Source organism: Streptomyces sp. NPDC055140, assembly GCF_053607285.1.
Genome location: NZ_JBSGTG010000031.1, coordinates 39,006 through 55,167 on the forward strand (window position 1 = coordinate 39,006; position 16,162 = coordinate 55,167).

Annotated in this window: 18 protein-coding genes and 2 tRNA genes; 6 read left to right on the forward strand and 14 right to left on the reverse strand. The window is 70.7% G+C overall.

Features of this window, described 5'->3' with window-relative positions; genetic code table 11:
- Nucleotides 1-23: 23 nt before the first annotated feature.
- Entirely contained in the window at nucleotides 24-1,052 is a 1,029-nt protein-coding gene (locus ACWFR4_RS39105; protein WP_453466353.1) for an adenosine deaminase, read from the forward strand.
- Between the two features lie 18 nt (nucleotides 1,053-1,070).
- Here the strand turns inward: ACWFR4_RS39105 and ACWFR4_RS39110 are convergent, their stop codons facing one another.
- On the reverse strand, nucleotides 1,071-1,796 hold the full coding sequence (locus ACWFR4_RS39110; RefSeq protein ID WP_453656435.1) for a DsbA family protein: 726 nt from the start codon (nucleotides 1,794-1,796) through the stop codon (nucleotides 1,071-1,073).
- A gap of 32 nt (nucleotides 1,797-1,828) precedes the next feature.
- Nucleotides 1,829-2,425, reverse strand: coding sequence for a TetR/AcrR family transcriptional regulator (locus ACWFR4_RS39115; RefSeq protein WP_453656436.1), 597 nt, complete (start codon nucleotides 2,423-2,425; stop codon nucleotides 1,829-1,831).
- 87 nt (nucleotides 2,426-2,512) lie between these two features.
- Between ACWFR4_RS39115 and ACWFR4_RS39120 the strand changes: the two genes are divergently transcribed.
- Complete coding sequence (locus ACWFR4_RS39120; protein WP_453466348.1) at nucleotides 2,513-3,145, forward strand: NAD(P)-dependent oxidoreductase; 633 nt, start codon at nucleotides 2,513-2,515, stop codon at nucleotides 3,143-3,145.
- Between the two features lie 39 nt (nucleotides 3,146-3,184).
- Here the strand turns inward: ACWFR4_RS39120 and ACWFR4_RS39125 are convergent, their stop codons facing one another.
- The 9 genes from ACWFR4_RS39125 to ACWFR4_RS39165 form a co-directional block, all read right to left on the reverse strand.
- On the reverse strand, nucleotides 3,185-4,240 hold the full coding sequence (locus ACWFR4_RS39125; protein WP_453466347.1) for a UDP-N-acetylmuramate dehydrogenase: 1,056 nt from the start codon (nucleotides 4,238-4,240) through the stop codon (nucleotides 3,185-3,187).
- Nucleotides 4,241-4,338: 98 nt separating this feature from the next.
- Nucleotides 4,339-4,719 (reverse strand): DUF3291 domain-containing protein, encoded by a 381-nt coding sequence (locus tag ACWFR4_RS39130; RefSeq protein WP_406104673.1) that lies wholly within the window; start codon nucleotides 4,717-4,719, stop codon nucleotides 4,339-4,341.
- A 42-nt stretch (nucleotides 4,720-4,761) separates the two neighbouring features.
- On the reverse strand, nucleotides 4,762-6,207 hold the full coding sequence (locus tag ACWFR4_RS39135; protein WP_453656437.1) for a DHA2 family efflux MFS transporter permease subunit: 1,446 nt from the start codon (nucleotides 6,205-6,207) through the stop codon (nucleotides 4,762-4,764).
- A gap of 114 nt (nucleotides 6,208-6,321) precedes the next feature.
- Nucleotides 6,322-6,891, reverse strand: coding sequence for a TetR/AcrR family transcriptional regulator (locus ACWFR4_RS39140; RefSeq protein ID WP_453656438.1), 570 nt, complete (start codon nucleotides 6,889-6,891; stop codon nucleotides 6,322-6,324).
- A gap of 139 nt (nucleotides 6,892-7,030) precedes the next feature.
- Nucleotides 7,031-7,459, reverse strand: coding sequence for a MaoC family dehydratase (locus ACWFR4_RS39145; protein ID WP_326711636.1), 429 nt, complete (start codon nucleotides 7,457-7,459; stop codon nucleotides 7,031-7,033).
- 2 nt (nucleotides 7,460-7,461) lie between these two features.
- Nucleotides 7,462-7,914: an FAS1-like dehydratase domain-containing protein gene (locus tag ACWFR4_RS39150; RefSeq protein ID WP_453466342.1), complete on the reverse strand. Its 453-nt coding sequence runs from the start codon at nucleotides 7,912-7,914 to the stop codon at nucleotides 7,462-7,464.
- A 126-nt stretch (nucleotides 7,915-8,040) separates the two neighbouring features.
- Complete coding sequence (gene rpmG, locus ACWFR4_RS39155; RefSeq protein ID WP_100594914.1) at nucleotides 8,041-8,205, reverse strand: 50S ribosomal protein L33; 165 nt, start codon at nucleotides 8,203-8,205, stop codon at nucleotides 8,041-8,043.
- An 87-nt stretch (nucleotides 8,206-8,292) separates the two neighbouring features.
- A tRNA-Met gene (locus tag ACWFR4_RS39160) sits at nucleotides 8,293-8,365 on the reverse strand.
- A 45-nt stretch (nucleotides 8,366-8,410) separates the two neighbouring features.
- Nucleotides 8,411-8,483: transfer RNA gene (locus tag ACWFR4_RS39165), tRNA-Thr, on the reverse strand.
- A 286-nt stretch (nucleotides 8,484-8,769) separates the two neighbouring features.
- On the opposite strand from ACWFR4_RS39165, the gene ACWFR4_RS39170 reads away from it, so the two are divergent.
- On the forward strand, nucleotides 8,770-10,029 hold the full coding sequence (locus ACWFR4_RS39170) for an amidohydrolase family protein (RefSeq protein WP_453656439.1): 1,260 nt from the start codon (nucleotides 8,770-8,772) through the stop codon (nucleotides 10,027-10,029).
- A 114-nt stretch (nucleotides 10,030-10,143) separates the two neighbouring features.
- Here ACWFR4_RS39170 and ACWFR4_RS39175 read toward each other — a convergent pair whose 3' ends face one another.
- Complete coding sequence (locus tag ACWFR4_RS39175; RefSeq protein ID WP_453656440.1) at nucleotides 10,144-11,226, reverse strand: hypothetical protein; 1,083 nt, start codon at nucleotides 11,224-11,226, stop codon at nucleotides 10,144-10,146.
- A 76-nt stretch (nucleotides 11,227-11,302) separates the two neighbouring features.
- Between ACWFR4_RS39175 and ACWFR4_RS39180 the strand changes: the two genes are divergently transcribed.
- Nucleotides 11,303-11,959, forward strand: coding sequence for an SDR family oxidoreductase (locus ACWFR4_RS39180; RefSeq protein WP_453656441.1), 657 nt, complete (start codon nucleotides 11,303-11,305; stop codon nucleotides 11,957-11,959).
- A 7-nt stretch (nucleotides 11,960-11,966) separates the two neighbouring features.
- Here ACWFR4_RS39180 and ACWFR4_RS39185 read toward each other — a convergent pair whose 3' ends face one another.
- On the reverse strand, nucleotides 11,967-12,191 hold the full coding sequence (locus ACWFR4_RS39185) for a hypothetical protein (protein ID WP_393873856.1): 225 nt from the start codon (nucleotides 12,189-12,191) through the stop codon (nucleotides 11,967-11,969).
- A 127-nt stretch (nucleotides 12,192-12,318) separates the two neighbouring features.
- Between ACWFR4_RS39185 and nadE the strand changes: the two genes are divergently transcribed.
- The gene (gene nadE / locus ACWFR4_RS39190; protein WP_453656442.1) at nucleotides 12,319-13,149 is read left to right on the forward strand and encodes an ammonia-dependent NAD(+) synthetase; all 831 of its coding nucleotides are present in this window, start codon (nucleotides 12,319-12,321) and stop codon (nucleotides 13,147-13,149) included.
- Between the two features lie 392 nt (nucleotides 13,150-13,541).
- Here the strand turns inward: nadE and ACWFR4_RS39195 are convergent, their stop codons facing one another.
- Nucleotides 13,542-14,825 (reverse strand): calcium-binding protein, encoded by a 1,284-nt coding sequence (locus ACWFR4_RS39195; protein ID WP_453656443.1) that lies wholly within the window; start codon nucleotides 14,823-14,825, stop codon nucleotides 13,542-13,544.
- A gap of 681 nt (nucleotides 14,826-15,506) precedes the next feature.
- Between ACWFR4_RS39195 and ACWFR4_RS39200 the strand changes: the two genes are divergently transcribed.
- Entirely contained in the window at nucleotides 15,507-15,917 is a 411-nt protein-coding gene (locus ACWFR4_RS39200; protein ID WP_453656444.1) for a hypothetical protein, read from the forward strand.
- Nucleotides 15,918-16,162: the final 245 nt, after the last annotated feature.

The following is a 16,162-nucleotide window of genomic DNA, read 5'->3' on the forward strand; positions in this document are numbered from 1 at the left end:
GGTGTGTGCGGCAAGATCCTCGAATGGAGCGTGTACCACGTGATGTAAGGCAGCTGCCCAAGGCCCATCTTCATCTGCACTTCACCGGGTCGATGCGGCCCACGACCCTGCTCGAACTCGCCGACAAGTACGGCGTCAGGCTGCCCGACGCCCTGACCGGGACCGAGCCACCGAAGCTTCGGGCCACCGACGAGCGCGGCTGGTTCCGTTTCCAGCGGCTCTACGACGCCGCGCGGTCCTGCCTGCGCGAGCCCGAGGACATTCAGCGGCTGGTCCGCGAGGCCGCGCTGGAGGATCTCGCGGACGGGTCGGGGTGGCTGGAGATCCAGGTCGACCCGACGTCGTACGCGCCGCGGCTCGGGGGCCTGATCCCGGCCCTGGAAGTCATCCTGGACGCCGTCGAGACCGCCTCGCGCGACACGGGCCTCGGCATGCGGGTCCTGGTGGCCGCGAACCGCATGAAGCATCCGCTGGACGCGCGCACGCTGGCCCGCCTTGCCGTGCGGTACGCGGACCGCGGCATTGTCGGCTTCGGGCTCTCCAACGACGAACGGCGGGGCATGGCGCGGGACTTCGACCGCGCGTTCGCCATCGCCAGGGAGGGCGGCCTCCTTGCCGCGCCGCACGGCGGCGAGCTGACCGGCCCCGCCTCCGTACGCGACTGCCTGGACGACCTGGAGGCGGCGCGGATCGGGCACGGGGTGCGGGCCGCCGAGGACCCGCGGCTCCTGAAGCGGCTCGCGGACCGGGGGGTGACCTGCGAGGTCTGTCCCGCCTCCAATATCGCACTCGGCGTCTACGAGAAGCCCGAGGACGTACCCCTGCGCACTTTGTTCGAGGCAGGGGTGCCGATGGCGCTCGGCGCCGACGACCCGCTCCTGTTCGGCTCGCGTCTGGCCGCCCAGTACGAGATCGCGCGCCGGCACCACGACTTCGACGACGCCGAACTGGCCGAACTGGCGCGGCAGTCGGTGCGCGGTTCGGCGGCGCCGCAGGACATCAAGGCGAAGCTGCTGTCGGGAGTCGACGACTGGCTGACCGCCGCCCCCTGAGCAGGCCCAGCACGTCTGTCACTCCGGCAGGGTCGACGACCTGACCGCCAGCGGAACGTACTTGGGGTCGAACATCAGGTTCCACCGGTCCTCGCTGATGAGGGTGCCGTTCACCGCGAAGGCCGGGGTGCCGGGCGCCTTGTCGGCCTCGTAGGCCCTCTCGGAGGCGGTGACGAAGGAGCGGTACTTCATGCCCTTCACCGCCGCGTCGAACTCGGCGCCGCGCAGGCCCTTCACCCGCGAGGCCATGCGGAGCAGGAACGCGTCGGTGTAGCCGTCGACGGCCTCCTCGGGCTGCTCCTGGAAGAGGAGGTCGTGGTACTCGACGAACTTCCCCTTTTCCAGTGCGGCCCGCAGCGCGTTGGCCGCCTTCTTCGAGCCCTTGCCGCCGAGCCGGTCGTCGAGGAACGACGCCAGGGTGTACTCGGTCCTGACCTCGCCGTGGAGGGTCATCTTCCGCAGCGCGCCGGCGCCGCCGTCCTGCTCGAAGTCACCGCAGACGGGGCAGCGCAGGTCCTCGTAGAGCCGTACGACGGTGTCCGGCTTCGATGACCCGACGACGACCGTCGTGCCGTCGGCCGCGAGGTGTTCGGGCAGCTGCCCGGAGCTCGCAAACCGCTCGGGCTTCTTGGCGTCGGCCGCGTCCCCGTCGGCCGATCCCCGACCGCACCCCGCGGCGAGTACTCCCGTCAGCGCCGCCACCAGCACCGGTATGGCGGCCCGGCGCCCTCTTCCACGCAGCATGATCTTGCCCCTCCCCAGAAAGAGTGGGGACTCTATGCGATCCCTGTGAGCAGGGTGCGGGCGAGGCCCGCGGCGAACTCGTCCAGCGGCTGCGGGGGCTTGCGGTCGGGGGCCATGTCGTACGCGAACGCGCGCTGGGCGCAGGCTCCGAGGAGGAGGGACGCGGCAGCGTAGGTGTCGGCGTCACGGCTGACGCGGCCCGCGTCCTGCTCGGATCTGAGGTAGGCGTCCAGGCCCTGGATCGGGCGGTGGGGGCCCGTGCCCATCTCGCGCAGCGCCTCCTCGTGACGGCGCTTGAGCTGGGGTTCCGCGTACAGGGAGGCGGCCATCGGGAAGGTCTGCTCGTAGAAGAGGGCGGCCTCGCGGGCGATCTCCGTGAGGTTCTCCTCGACGCTCTTCGCGCCCGGTTCCTTGGACAGCTCGGCCAGGAGCGGTCCGAGCTTGGGCAGCCGCTCGCTGAGAACGGTCACGAACAGCTCTTCCTTGTTCGCGAAGTACTTGTAGAGCGCCGCTTCCGAACAGTCCGCCGCCTTGGCGATCTCCTTGGTGGTGGCGCGGGCGAGGCCGATGCTCAGCATGAGTTCATGGGCGGCGTCGACGATGCGGACCCGGGCCGGCTTCTGATGCATGCGGGCTCCAACCGAGCTTGACGAGCGGGTGAGTGTCCACTCACTCTAGGGGTGAGTGAACACTTACCCACCCTAGGAGGGTGTGCCATGAGGATCACCGTTTTCGGAGCGACCGGCGGTATCGGCCAGGAGATCGTCCGGCAGGCATTGGCATCGGGCCATCAGGTCACCGCGGTGGTCCGTGACCCCGCGCGGTTCACGGTGACGGGCGCGGGCCTGGAGGTGTTCCGGGCGGATGTGCGGGACCCCGAGGCGCTGCGCCCCGCGGTCGCCGGGCGCGACGCGGTCCTGTCCGGGCTCGGCGCTCGCAGGCGCGCCGACGCGGGCATCGCGGCCGAGCTGACCCGGTCGGTGCTGGGCGCGGTGGAGACCGAGGACGTACGGCGTCTGCTCGTCGTGAGCGCGGCGCCGGTCGGCCCCGAACCCGAGCGCTCACCGCTCGTCGACCGCGCCATGCTCGGCGTCATCAACTCGCTGCTCAAGCCCGTCTACGACGATCTGCGGGCCATGGAGGGCGAGCTCGCGGCCAGCGCCACGGACTGGACCTCCGTACGCCCGCCGAAGCTCACGAACAAGCCGCTCACGGGCACGTACCGGACCGTGGTCGGCGGGAATCCGCGCAGCGGCCGAAGCATCTCGCGGGCCGACGTGGCCCACGCGATGCTGGCGATGGTCGACGATCCCGCGACGGTGAAGCAGGGCGTGGGGGTCGCCTACTAGCGGGTCACGGGCGGGTCAGAGGGCAGGCCAGAGGGCGTGTCAGAGGGTCACGCCCACCGTGACCGGCTCGTTGACCAGCGTCACACCGAAGGCGTCGTGGACGCCGGCCACGACCTCGCGGGCGAGCGCGAGGAGGTCGTCGGTGGTCGCCTCGCCGCGGTTGGTGAGGGCGAGCGTGTGCTTGGTGGAGATACGGGCGGGCCCGCTGCCGTAGCCCTTGGTGAAGCCCGCCTTGTCGATGAGCCAGGCCGCCGAGGTCTTCACTCGGGCCTCGCCGGCCGGGAAGGCGGGCGGGGCGGTGTCGGGGCCGAGACGGTCCGCCACGCGCGCGTGGAAGGCGGCGAACTCCTCCTCGGTGAGGATCGGGTTGGTGAAGAACGACCCGGCCGACCAGGTGTCGTGGTCTTCGGGGTCGAGCACCATGCCCTTGCCCGCACGCAGCTTCAGGACGGTCTCGCGCGCGAGGGCCGCGGGGACCCGGTCGCCCGCCTCGACGCCGAGGGTGCGCGCCGTCTCGGGGTACTTGACGGGGGCGCTCATGCCGCCCGCATCCTCGAGCCCGAACCGCACGCGCAGCACCACGAAGCGGTCGGGATCGGCCTTGAAACGGCTGTGCCGGTACGAGAACGCGCACTCCTCGTTCGGAATCGTGACCGTCTCGCACGTCTTCCGGTCGTACGCGATCACTTCCGTGATCGTCGACGAGACCTCCTGGCCGTAGGCGCCCACGTTCTGGATCGGCGTGGCGCCGGCGGAGCCGGGGATTCCGGCGAGGCACTCGATGCCCGCGAGGCCGGCCTCGACGGTGCGGGCGACCGCGTCGGTCCACACCTCGCCGGCCGCGAGCTCAAGGCTCCCACCGTCGAGCGAGAAGCCTTTCGTGGCGATCCGCAGGGCCGTACCCGCGAAGCCCTTGTCGCCGATGACCAGGTTGCTGCCACCGCCGACGATCAGCAGCGGGGTGCCCGTCGCATCGGCCTCACGGACGGCGGCGATCACCTCGTCGTCGGTCGTCGCCGTCAGCAGCCGTGCCGCGGGGCCGCCGAGACGGAAGGTGGTCAGGGGGGCGAGGGGGGCATCGTGGAGTTCCTGCACGCGCTCAAGAGTACGAGAACGACCCCACCGGTCGTGGCGGGGCCGTTCTCGTACGCACTCGGGGTCCTGCTCGCCTGTGGTCCTGGGCGGCGCGCGGATCACGTCAGGCGCCGCAGCGCCTCCGCCCAGTCGAGCGGCAGCTCGTCCGTGGTGGTCTGCCAGCGCACGAACTTCGCGTCCTTCATCTGTGAGCGCAGACCACCGGCCGTGGGGCCGTGGGGCGCCGAGCCCGCGAAGCGCTTCAGCGCGTCGGGCGACTCCCAGGCGGACAGGGTCCAGAAGGTCCGCCGCAGGGGCGCCGCCTTCACGGAGGCCCCGTACGCGCCGGGTGCCTTGCTCACCTGGCGCCAGACAGAGGGGGTCTTCGCGAAGAAACGGAGGGCTCCCCACAGGGTGCGGGTCTCGAAGCGGGAGGCCATGACGTGGACCTCGGCGCCGGCCGGCGGGGTGTTCGGGACGGTCCAGGGCAGCGTGGGCATGACGTGCTCCTTCGGGGAGTGCCGGTTCGATGCGGGGCGTTCTCAGTGCGAGGCGGTCTCCAGGACCTGGGCGGACTCGGGCTCGGGCTCGCTCTTGAGTCCCTCGGCCGCGCGCCGGCGGGAGGGGATGAACAGAGCCGCGGCTCCCGCGACGGCCACCGTGGCCGCACCCACCCACAGCGCGGGCCGGACGCCGTCCACGAAGTTCTGCGCGGGCTCGTAGCCGCCCTGCGCCGCGAAGATCGACGACATCACGGCGATACCGAGCGCTCCGCCCACCTCGCGCAGCGCGTTGTTCGTGCCGGACGCGATGCCCTGTTCCTGCGGACGGACGCTGGACATGACCAGGTTGGAGGCGGGGGCGAAGTAGAGCGACATCCCGATGCCGTTGATGATCAGGGCGGGCAGCTGGGCGGTGTACGAGGCGTCGACGGCGATCACGGAGGCGTAGTAGGCGAGGCCCGCGGCCTGGAGGAAGAGGCCCGTGGCGACGACCAGGCGGCCGCCGATCCGGTCGGAGAGGTACCCCGCGATCGGCGAGACGAGCATCGGCATGCCGGTCCAGGGCAGCATCCGCAGGCCCGCCTCGGTGGGCGAGTAGCCGAGGACGCCCTGCATGTACTGGCTGAGCAGGAAGATCGAGCCGAACATCCCGAGGAACATCAGCAGGCTGGCCGCGTTGATCCCGGCGAAGGCACGGGAGCGGAAGAGGCGCATCGGCAGCATCGCGTTCCTGGCGCGGGTGCCGTGCAGGACGAAGGCGACGAGCAGGGCACCGCCGGCGAACAGGCCCAGCAGGACGAGCCCGCTGGTCCAGCCGTCGCGGGGCGCGCGGACCAGGGCGTACACGATGCCGAAGAGGCCGCTGCTGGCGAGCAGGGTGCCGACCAGGTCGAGCCGGGCGCCGGTGCCGTACGACTCGTGCAGGCGCAGCCGGGCGAGCGGGAGCAGGGCGAGGCCGAGCGGGACGTTCAGCCAGAAGATCCAGTGCCAGGAGACGTGCTCGGTGAGGCTGCCGCCGATCAGCGGCCCGCTCGCGACCGCGAGCCCGTTGACGGCGCCCCAGATCCCGTACGCCATCCCGCGCTTCGCCGCCGGGACGGCCGCGGTCAGCAGGGTGAGCGTCAGCGGCATCATGATCGCGGCGCCGGCGCCCTGGACCGCGCGGGCGGCGATCAGCGAGTCGATGCCGGGCGCCATGGCCGCGGCGGCGGACGCGCCGGTGAAGACGGTGAGGCCGACGAGGAAGAGCCGGCGGCGGCCGAACCGGTCCCCCAGGGCCGCGCCGAACATCAGCAGCACGGCGAAGGTGAGCGTGTAGGCGCTGACCGTCCACTCCAGGTCGTCGAGCGCTCCGCCGAGGTCGTTGCGGATGGAGGGCAGAGCGGTGGTGACGACGAGGTTGTCGAGGGCCGCCATGAATCCGGCGACGCTGGTGATGACGAGGGCCCAGACGGCTCCCCCGCGGCGTGCTGCCTGCTGTGACATCGTTCCCCCAGAACGGTGGTTAGTTATTGATGACTAACTTTCATGGGCGCGAAAAGGCCAAGACCCTCCCCGGACACCCACCCCTGGTTCCCTGTAATCAGTTGCTGACTACCGCTAGTGCTCCAGGCTCCCCTTGGCGCGAGCCGATGGATACAGCCCCTCCCAGATCCGGTGCTCCGGGGGGAACCCCATGGAGACCAGGACATTGATCAGCATTCCGTAGGCCATGAACGTCGTCGTCACGTCCACGTCCGCCCCCAGAGGCAGATGCGCCGCCTCCCAGAGCTTCATCCACTCGGCGCGGACCGCCTCGCCGAACTCGTGGTCACCGGCCGCCTCGGCGGCGGCGACCGCGACGTACACCTGCATCTGCATCATGAGCCGCTCGGGTTCCTTGGCGATGACATCGGTGTACGCGTTCGCCATGGCGCCCAGGGCTTCCTCGCCCTCCAGCCCTTCGGCGGCCTCGGCGAAGAGCCGCGTCGCGTCCTGTACGCAACGGGTCGCCGCCGCGAGGAAGATGGCCTTCTTCCCCGGGAAGAGCCGGAACAGATACGGCTGCGAGACACCCACCCGCTTGGCGATCGCCTCAGTAGAGGTGCCGTAGTAGCCACCCCTGGCGAACTCGCTCATCGCCGCACGGATGACGCTCTCACGCCGCTCTTCTGCGCTCATCCTGACCATGGGGCTAAGTTAGTGGTCAATCACTACCTATGTCAAGCGTCACATCCCGGCTCCCGCGAAGGCGTACGAGTCCTGCCTACGAGTAAGGGGCACCCCGCAATGGAGGGTGCCCCTTACTCAGGTTCCTACGGAGCAGCCGTTACGCCAGCTGCACAACCGCCCGCGACATGCCGAGCACCTTCTGGCCCGCGCTCGTCGCGACGAGGTCGACGCGGACGCGGCCGTCGTCGAGCTTGGCGGCGACCTTGCCGCTGACCTCGATCGTGGCGCCCTTGTCGTCGTTCGGGACGATGACGGGCTTGGTGAAGCGCACGCCGTACTCCACGACGGCGGCCGGGTCACCGACCCAGTCGGTCACGACGCGGATCGCCTCGGCCATGGTGAACATGCCGTGGGCGATGACGTCCGGGAGCCCGACCTCGACCGCGAACTTCTCGTTCCAGTGGATCGGGTTGAAGTCCCCGGAGGCGCCCGCGTACTGCACGAGCGTGGCGCGGGTCACGGGGAACGCCTGGGCCGGCAGCTCCGTGCCGATCTCCACATCCGCGTACTGAATCGTCGTCGTCATGGTCACGCCCCCTCGGCCGCGCGCGACACGAGCTTGGTGTAGGCGGTCACGACGTGCTCGCCGGCCTCGTCGTGGACCTCGCCGCGAATATCCAGGATGTCGTTGCCCGCAAGGGACTTGATCGCCTCGATCGTCGAGGTCACGGTGAGCCGGTCACCGGCGCGCACCGGGCGCGTGTACGCGAACTTCTGGTCGCCGTGCACGACGCGGCTGTAGTCGAGGCCCAGCTGCGGGTCATCGATCACCTGGCCCGCGGCCTTGAACGTGATGGCGAACACAAAGGTCGGCGGAGCGATCACATCGGAGTGGCCGAGCGCCTTGGCCGCCTCCGGATCGACGTAGGCGGGATTGGCGTCCCGCACCGCCTCCGCGAATTCACGGATCTTCTCCCGGCCGACCTCATAGGGGTCGGTGGGCGGGTAGGACCGTCCCACGAAGGACTGGTCGAGCGCCATGGACTCGGCACCTCCTGGATTTGCGCTGTTGCCGGATGTTGCCGGATCTTACGGCCGGCCGCCCACACGCGATAACGACATGAGGCCGCCCCCTCGAAAGGGGACGGCCTCATGTACGAGCCTGAGTTAGCGCGTTTCGCGGTGCGCCGTGTGCTGGTTACAGCGCGGGCAGTGCTTCTTCATCTCAAGACGGTCCGGGTCGTTACGCCGGTTCTTCTTGGTGATGTAGTTCCGCTCCTTGCACTCCACGCAGGCCAGCGTGATCTTCGGGCGGACGTCGGTGGCAGCCACGTGAGTGCTCCTTGGACGGACGGTTGACGGATGAACGCATGAATAGTAGCCGACCGGAGGACCGACCCCACAATCGGCTACTGTGTGTAGCGGTGACCGGACTTGAACCGGTGACACAGCGATTATGAGCCGCTTGCTCTACCGACTGAGCTACACCGCTTTGATGCGATGCCCCTCACCCGAAGGTGAGGGAACTTCACACCAGAGCCCCAATACGGAATCGAACCGTAGACCTTCTCCTTACCATGGAGACGCTCTACCGACTGAGCTATTGGGGCGAGCGATGAAGACATTACACGCTCGCCTGCCGATCGCCCAAATCCGTTTCGCGGCCGCCGCCCAGGGGCAGGACCGCGGCCCTTCCGGAGCCGCAACAGCCGCCCACGGCCGCCTCATCAGCACCGCGCACCACAGCAGTACGACTATTGCGCTCCTCCGCGAAGCGGGCCTGCCGCAGCTCTAGGCTCGACCCGCGCTGCGTGATCTTGTACGCCCCTCCAGGCCCGCCCCGGTCCGGGGCGGGCCCCGCCCACGCGGCCGCCGCCCCCGAACCTCAGGAGCGCGATGCCCGACAGCCAGCCGCAGCACCCCCACTCCCCCGGCAACGACTCCACCGCCGAGGGCACCGCCCTCCTCCTGTGCGGCGCCAGGCTCACCGACGGCCGGACCGTGGACGTGCGGCTGGACAACGGGCGCATCGAGGCCGTCGGCACGGTCGGCAGCCTCACCGCCCGCTCCACGCGCGTGGACCTCGGCGGCTACGTCCTGCTCCCCGCCCCCGCCGAACCCCACATCCATGGCGACACGGCACTGTCCGCGGAGACGGAGGGGCCGGTGTCGTACGACGGGCCCGACGTACAGCGGCGGGCCACCGAGGCCGCGCTGCTCCAGCTCGGGCACGGGGCCACCGCGCAGCGCGCGCATGTGCGGATCGGGGATGTGCAGGGCCTCGGCCCGATGGAGGCGGTACTCCAGGCACGGCGGTCGCTGCGCGGCCTGACCGATCTGCGGACCGTGGCGATGCCCCGGCTCCTGACGGGCCTCGCGGGGGCCGACGGCCTGTCGATGCTGCGGGACGCGGTGAAGATGGGCGCGTCCGTGGTGGGTGGTTGCCCGGATCTCGACCCCGACCCGACCGGCCACGTGGAGGCGGTCCTGGAGGTCGCGGCGGAGCACGGCTGCGCGGTGGATCTGCATACGGACGGCGGCGATCCGGCCCGGCTCGGGCGGATCGCGACGATGACCGGAGGGCTGCGTCCCGGCGTCACGATCGGGCCGTGCGGCGGGCTCGGGCGGCTGCCGCGCGAGGTCGCCGCGCGCACCGCCGACCAGCTCGCCGCCGCGGGCGTCACGGTGGTCTGCCTGCCGCAGGGCGGCTGCGCGGGCGTCGACGGGCGCGGCACGGCTCCCGTACGGCTCCTGCGGGCGGCCGGGGTGCGGGTCGCCGCGGGCAGCGGGGCACTGCGCGACATGGCGAACCCGGTGGGCCGCGGCGATCCCCTGGAGGCCGCGTACCTGCTGGCCTCGCGCTACGGGCTGCGCCCCGAGGAGGCGTACGACTGCGTCAGCGGGGCGGCGCGGGCCGCGCTCGGGCTGCCCGAGGTGCGGGTGGAGGCGGGCTTCCCCGCGGAGCTCATCGCCGTACGCGGCGACCGGCTCGCGGGTGCCCTCTCGCTGGGGTACAGCCGGGTCGTGGTGCATTGGGGGCGGGTGGTGGCGCGCACCAGTGCGGTGCGGGAGTACTGCGACTCGGCGACGCTCGATCTGCCGCGGCAGGGGCGGGCGGGTAAGCCGCTGGAGGGCGGGGGCGGCGGGCAGAACTGAAGAGACCCGCCCGCACGCGGGACCCCTTCATTTTCCTGCCGGCCCCTCTGCCGCTTCAGCTCCTGTCGGCCCATCTGCCGCCCCCACGCGCGGCATTGACGAACTGTCGAACTGTCAGAAGCCGCCCATAGGGGCACCCGACATGAACGGGTTGCCGCGGGCGAGGTCGCCGAGCGGGACCTCGGTCGCGCCGGACGGTGCGCTGATGTCGCCCGCCTTGCCGAACTTGAGCACCAGCGGGACCTTCGCGCCCTTCTTGCCGTCGGCGAGGGCCGCGAGGTCGAAGGAGATCTTCGACAGCGCGCCGTTGGTGATCGAGAAGTCGACGGCGACCTTCTTGGCCGGGGCGCCCTTGAGGTCCTTGGCGGTGGGGAATCCGGCGCCGGGCGGCAGCTCGTCCTTCAGGGGGCCGAGCTTGTCGAAGAGGTCCGTCAGGAGCTCACGGAAGGACGCCTTGGCGACGATGCGCTCCGTGCCGTCCTCGGTGCCGGCGCTGCGGAGGGTGACGTCGTCGGCGATGACGCCGCGCAGGGCCTTGAGCACCTTCCGCTGGGCCTTCTCGTCCAGCCCGCCGGAGCCCTTGGCATGGTTGGATCCCTTGCCCGAGGTGCTCTTCCTGAACTCCGAGAGGTCCACCTTGACCCACTCGCCTTCGAGGGCCTTCGCGAGCCCCTCCTCGCCCTTCGGCAGGTCCTTCGGCGAGGGGAGGGGGAAGCCCATGAGCTCCGACGTCTTCTGCATGTCGAGGCGGAAGTAGACGAAGTCCCCGGCGAGCCGGTACTCGGCCAGGGTGCCGCCCGGGACCGACACCTTCATGCCCATCCCGACGAAGTCCTTCTCGCCCGACTCGGACAACGGCTTCTTCGACCGTACGGAGAAGGTGACGTGGGCACCGGCGAAGGTCTTGGCGATCGTCGGCGGCATGGCCTCGTCGCCCTGTCCGCCGGCCAGCTCCATGAGCGCGTCCGGCTTCGCGTCGAGGCCCAACTCGAAGGAGAGCGACTTCTGTTCGCCGAGCCTGTCGGCGGCCTTGTCGATCTTCTGACCTGCCGTCAGGTTCTCGACAGTGCCGCAGGCGGAGGTGGTCGCGAGCAGCAGTGCGGCGCAGCCGGCCGCGGTGAGGGTGGTGGTGCGTATGGCGCTGATGTCTGACTCCCGCAGAGGTCCGATGAGAGACCCGGCGGCCGTCGGCCGCACGGGTCGCTGAGGAGACCCGCGAGGCACGTACAAGGTTGCGCGGCGAACGGGGGCGGCCCGGCGTACGGTCGGAAGCATGCGCATTGTCATCGCTGGGGGTCATGGTCAGATCGCGCTGCGGCTCGAGCGTCTGCTCGCCGCACGCGGAGACGAGGTCGCGGGCATCATCCGCCGTGCCGAGCAGGCGGACGACCTGCGGGAGGCCGGGGCCGAGCCCCTTGTGTGCGACCTGGAATCGGCGTCCGTGGAGGAGGTCGCCGGGCTTCTGGAGGGCGCGGACGCGGCGGTGTTCGCGGCCGGCGCGGGGCCCGGCAGCACGGCGGGGCGCAAGGACACGGTGGACCGCGCCGCGGCCGTGCTGTTCGCGGACGCCTCGGAGCGGGCCGGGGTGCGGCGGTACGTCGTGGTGTCGTCGATGGGCGCGGACCCGGCCCATCAGGGGGACGAGATCTTCGACGCGTATCTGCGGGCGAAGGGCGAGGCGGACGCGTCCGTACGGGCCCGGACCGGACTCGACTGGACGATCGTGCGTCCCGGGATGTTCACGAACGACGCGGGCACCGGACTCGTACGCCTGGAGGCGTCCACCGGGCGGGGTCCGGTGCCGCGGGACGACGTGGCGGCGGTGCTCGCGGAGCTGGTGGAGACGCCCGCCACCGCGGGGCTGACGCTGGAGCTGATCTCCGGGTCGGCGCCGGTGACGGTGGCGGTCAAGTCGATCGCGGGGAACTGAGCGCGGTTCAGAAGAGCGGGAGCTGGCCGGGCGCGACCGGGACCACGTACCCGTCGAGGGACGGCTGCGCGGCGCCGAGCTGCGCGGGCCTGCGGGAGCCGGGGCAGGACACGAGCTCGCCCGCGCTGCGGGCCCCGGGCGGGTCGTGGCGGGCGAAGCGGCCGGCCACGACGGCGATGTCGCGGCGGCACTCGGGGCAGTTTCTGCGGCGAGACGCCGACGGTACGGACATGCGATCAGTCTGCGCCACGGGCCTCGTCCACGCCCCGTCCGGACACATCCCGCGCCCCCTGAGCCGCCGGACACCCCCAGTAGGGTGGGGCGCGACAGCACCTCATGAACCGGAGCAAGGAGCAGACGTGAGCGAGTCGGCGTCTAACGGCCTGCAGCAGGAGATCGCCAGGGAGCTCCAGGTCGCCGAGACCTTCGAGGCCGAACCCGAGATCGAACGCCGGGTGGCCTTCCTCACCGATCGGCTGACCTCCACCGGGCTGCGCTCCCTCGTGCTCGGCATCAGCGGCGGCGTCGACTCCACCACCGCCGGCCGGCTGTGCCAGCTCGCAGTCGAGCGGGCCCGGGCCGCCGGGCACGAGGCGCGGTTCTACGCGATGCGGCTGCCCTACGGGGTCCAGGCCGACGAGCACGACGCCCAGCTCGCGCTCTCCTTCATCCGGGCCGACCACGTGCTGACCGTGGACATCAAGCCCGCCAGCGACGCCGCGCTCGAGGCCTCAGTGGCCGCGGACGTGAGCTTCCGCGACGAGGGTCACCAGGACTTCGTGCACGGCAACATCAAGGCCCGGCAGCGCATGGTCGCCCAGTACGCGGTGGCCGGCGCGCACAGCGGCCTGGTCGTCGGCACGGACCACGCCGCCGAGGCGGTCTCCGGCTTCTTCACCAAGTTCGGCGACGGCGCCGCCGACCTCGTCCCGCTGACCGGCCTGACCAAGCGCCGGGTGCGCGCCGTCGCGGACGCGCTGGGTGCGCCCGCCGAGCTGGTGTGGAAGGTCCCGACGGCCGACCTGGAGACCCTCGACCCGGGCAAGGCCGACGAGGACGCGCTCGGGGTCACCTACGACGACATCGACGACTTCCTGGAGGGCAAGCCGGTGGACGGGCGGGCCTTCGAGACAATCGTCCACCGCTACCGCCTCACCGACCACAAGCGCCAACTCCCCATCGCTCCCTAGCGGGCACTGCGTGGGGGCCGTAGGTACGAGACCGTCTGTCCGACGCGGTCTCGTAACCCCCTCACGGGCCTCGGAATACAGAGAACCCCCTCCGAACTACGTTTCCGTAGTTCGGAGGGGGTTCTCCACCATGTGGCGGCGCCAGGATTCGAACCTGGGAAGGCTGAGCCGGCGGATTTACAGTCACCCGACTGTGGTTAGTCGATATGACCGCTTACCTGCGGCGTAGTAGCAAACCGGCACCTAGGCAGCCGTTATGCATCCTGTTCGCGTGAACCGACAGGACTGAGGGCGTTGAAACGGGCCTCGTGCGTTGGTCGCCGCTGCGACGAGGGATGCGCCGGGGCCCGTTTCTGATGTTCGTCGATCAGGTCGGAGTCGGGTGGGGTGGGTCAGAAGCAGCCGGGGCCGGTGGAGGGGTTGAAGCAGGCGTTGAAGCCGGGGCCGCCGTCGTTGGTGTTGGTGCCGGGGCCGCCGAGGAGCGCGTCGTTGCCGGGACCGCCGAGGAGGGCGTCGTTGCCGTTGTTGCCGTTCAGGTTGTCGGTGCCGTTGCCACCTTCGATGCGGTCGTTGCCGTCGCCGCCGGACAGCACGTCGTTGCCGTCGCCGCCGCAGATGAGGTCGTTGCCACCGCGGCCGTCGACCACGTCGTTGCCACCGAGAGCGAAAATCACGTCATTGCCGGGAGTGCCGATCAGGACGTTGCTGCCGTTGGTGCCGGTGATGGTGGGCGTGGCGGTCGCGCAGGTGGGGGGCGCCGGGTCGTAGGTGATGGTCACCACGGCCGGCCCCGCGGCGGGTGCGGAGGTACCACCCGTGGGGACGCGGTTCGACGCACCACCGCCGCCACCGGGACCGAAAGCAGCGATAGGAGCGTTCTGGATGGTGCTGCAGCCTCCGCCGCCGCCTCCACCGAACCAGCCGCCCCCGCCTCCACCCGCCCCGAAGGCGCCTCCGCCGTTACCGCCCGCACCGCCCGTGCCCGGAGTGCCGGACGTACCGCCGCCGCCGGGGCATACGGCTCCGCCCGCGCCGCCGGCGGTCTGGGTTCCGCCGCCGCCGCCCTGGCCGCCGCTGTTCGTTCTGCTGCCGCCGGGCGTACCGGTGTTTCCGGCGTTTCCGCCCTTGGCCTCCGGGACGGGGAAATTGGACAAGGGGCTGCTTCCGCCGCCGCCTCCGCCGCCCGCGACGATGAGGCGGGGGTCGGTGGCGGGGACGCCGGTCAGGGTGCAGCCGGGGCCCGCCGAGCTGCAGGTGCGGACATCGCTGGATCCGCCGCCGGCACCGCCTGTACTCGCCGGTCCGCCGCCGGCGCCCCCACCCGTGCCAACATTGACATAGAGGGTGGTCGTGCTCGGCGGCACCGTGACGGTGCCGGTGACGGTGGCGCCGTTGCCTCCTGCGCCGCCGTTGGGTCCGTTCTGGCCTGCGGCGCCGGTGGCGGTGACGGTCAGTTGGGTGACGCCGGACGGAACGGTGAAGGGCTGGTTGGCGCCGGCGTTGAAGGTGACCGTCACGGGCGCCGCCTCGGCGGGGGTGGCCGTGTGCACCACCAGTGCTGCCGGCAGTGCCACCGTGGCGAGCAGGACGGCAGCACGCTTTGCCGGGCGCCGCCGCTCACCCGCGGCTCCGGCGCCACGTCGAGGGAACATGGCGTGTTGCAGGGTCGGTCTCACGATGGGGACTCCTCGACAAAGAGCGCGGCACTCAGGGCGTGCCACGGACGTCGGTTGGTGTTCAGGCCCCTGCCGGGACCGCCCGACGATCAAGCCACACGCACCCTGTGCGGCCGTACAGACACACCGTCATACCGCCCGCGATCCACCGACCAGACGCTGCCGACCCCGAACTCGGTCCTGTGATCCGTTGTCAAGTGGACCGATGCCCTGCCAGGTCATCCCGCCCCACCAGAGGAACAGGGATCCCTCCGCTGCTGGTCACCTGATCCGCCGGACAGGCCCTGGAGATCCCGTCCACGCGCCGTCCACGCGCTCTGAGACGGAGCGTTCGAGACCGAGAGAGCGAGACAGTCCCACCCCCCACGGGAGGGCAAAAGAAAAGGTCCCCGACCTGCTGAAACAGCAGGTCGGGGACCTTTTACCTTCCAGTGGCGGCGCCAGGATTCGAACCTGGGAAGGCTGAGCCGGCAGATTTACAGCGGGCTCCGTTCGCCCGGTGTGACCAGCGCGTTCGCTCGAACTTGACGCTGCCGGGGGACGCCTGGGGGAACGGCATCCGTTCCTTAGACGCCTCACCCGGGTAGGGCTCGCTCACAACGTGCATTGAACGTACGCGATCACGCATGTTGCTGGTTGCTCTGAGGCAACTGGCAATGACTGGCCGGAGGGGGCGGGTTCGTGGATCCGGAGATGGCTGTGCTGGCAGGTACGGCGGGGACAACCTTGGTGACGTTGTTGACGACCGAGGTATGGCAACGCGCCAGGGACGGTGTCGCCTCGCTGTGGCGCCGTGCTGAGCCAGAGCGGGCCGGAGTGATTTCCGCCGAGCTCGAAGTGACCCGAAGAGAGTTGCTGGCTGCACAGGCTGGCGGCGATCTCGAATCCCCCAGCGAACTGGGTGCGGAATGGCAGGGCCGTATACGGCGACTGCTCGCAGCACACCCCGAGGAAACAGAGGCGCTGCGGACGCTGCTCAACGAACTGGCCCCGTACACGTCCGCAGAGTCGTCGGTGACACAGCACGCCACCGCCTCCGGTCATGCGCGGGTCTACCAGGCGGGCCGGGACCAGAACTTCGGCCACCGATGAGCAGCCACAACGACGCCCGGGCCGATGGCCAGGGTCGCGTCTACCAAGCCTCCGGCGACCAGCACATCACTGAGCACCACCACCACACGCCCGATTGGTCGGGTCCGGACTCCGTACGCCGCCCAACGGTCGGCCGCATCCCCGTGGTACTCCGCGACCGCGTCGGAGAGATGGGCCGTCTGCACGCCGCCGTCGAGCCCAGCGTCGGCAACAGCGTCTACGTCCTCCACGGCCTAGGCGGTTGT

What these genes read in the sequence shown, in the direction of transcription:
- ACWFR4_RS39105 (WP_453466353.1), top strand. Translation starts at nt 24, where the DNA reads ATGGAGCGTGTACCACGTGATGTAAGGCAGCTGCCCAAGGCCCATCTT.
- ACWFR4_RS39110 (WP_453656435.1), bottom strand. Translation starts at nt 1,796, where the DNA reads ATGCTGCGTGGAAGAGGGCGCCGGGCCGCCATACCGGTGCTGGTGGCG.
- ACWFR4_RS39115 (WP_453656436.1), bottom strand. Translation starts at nt 2,425, where the DNA reads ATGCATCAGAAGCCGGCCCGGGTCCGCATCGTCGACGCCGCCCATGAA.
- ACWFR4_RS39120 (WP_453466348.1), top strand. Translation starts at nt 2,513, where the DNA reads ATGAGGATCACCGTTTTCGGAGCGACCGGCGGTATCGGCCAGGAGATC.
- ACWFR4_RS39130 (WP_406104673.1), bottom strand. Translation starts at nt 4,719, where the DNA reads ATGCCCACGCTGCCCTGGACCGTCCCGAACACCCCGCCGGCCGGCGCC.
- ACWFR4_RS39135 (WP_453656437.1), bottom strand. Translation starts at nt 6,207, where the DNA reads ATGTCACAGCAGGCAGCACGCCGCGGGGGAGCCGTCTGGGCCCTCGTC.
- ACWFR4_RS39140 (WP_453656438.1), bottom strand. Translation starts at nt 6,891, where the DNA reads ATGGTCAGGATGAGCGCAGAAGAGCGGCGTGAGAGCGTCATCCGTGCG.
- ACWFR4_RS39145 (WP_326711636.1), bottom strand. Translation starts at nt 7,459, where the DNA reads ATGACGACGACGATTCAGTACGCGGATGTGGAGATCGGCACGGAGCTG.
- ACWFR4_RS39150 (WP_453466342.1), bottom strand. Translation starts at nt 7,914, where the DNA reads ATGGCGCTCGACCAGTCCTTCGTGGGACGGTCCTACCCGCCCACCGAC.
- ACWFR4_RS39170 (WP_453656439.1), top strand. Translation starts at nt 8,770, where the DNA reads ATGCCCGACAGCCAGCCGCAGCACCCCCACTCCCCCGGCAACGACTCC.
- ACWFR4_RS39180 (WP_453656441.1), top strand. Translation starts at nt 11,303, where the DNA reads ATGCGCATTGTCATCGCTGGGGGTCATGGTCAGATCGCGCTGCGGCTC.
- ACWFR4_RS39185 (WP_393873856.1), bottom strand. Translation starts at nt 12,191, where the DNA reads ATGTCCGTACCGTCGGCGTCTCGCCGCAGAAACTGCCCCGAGTGCCGC.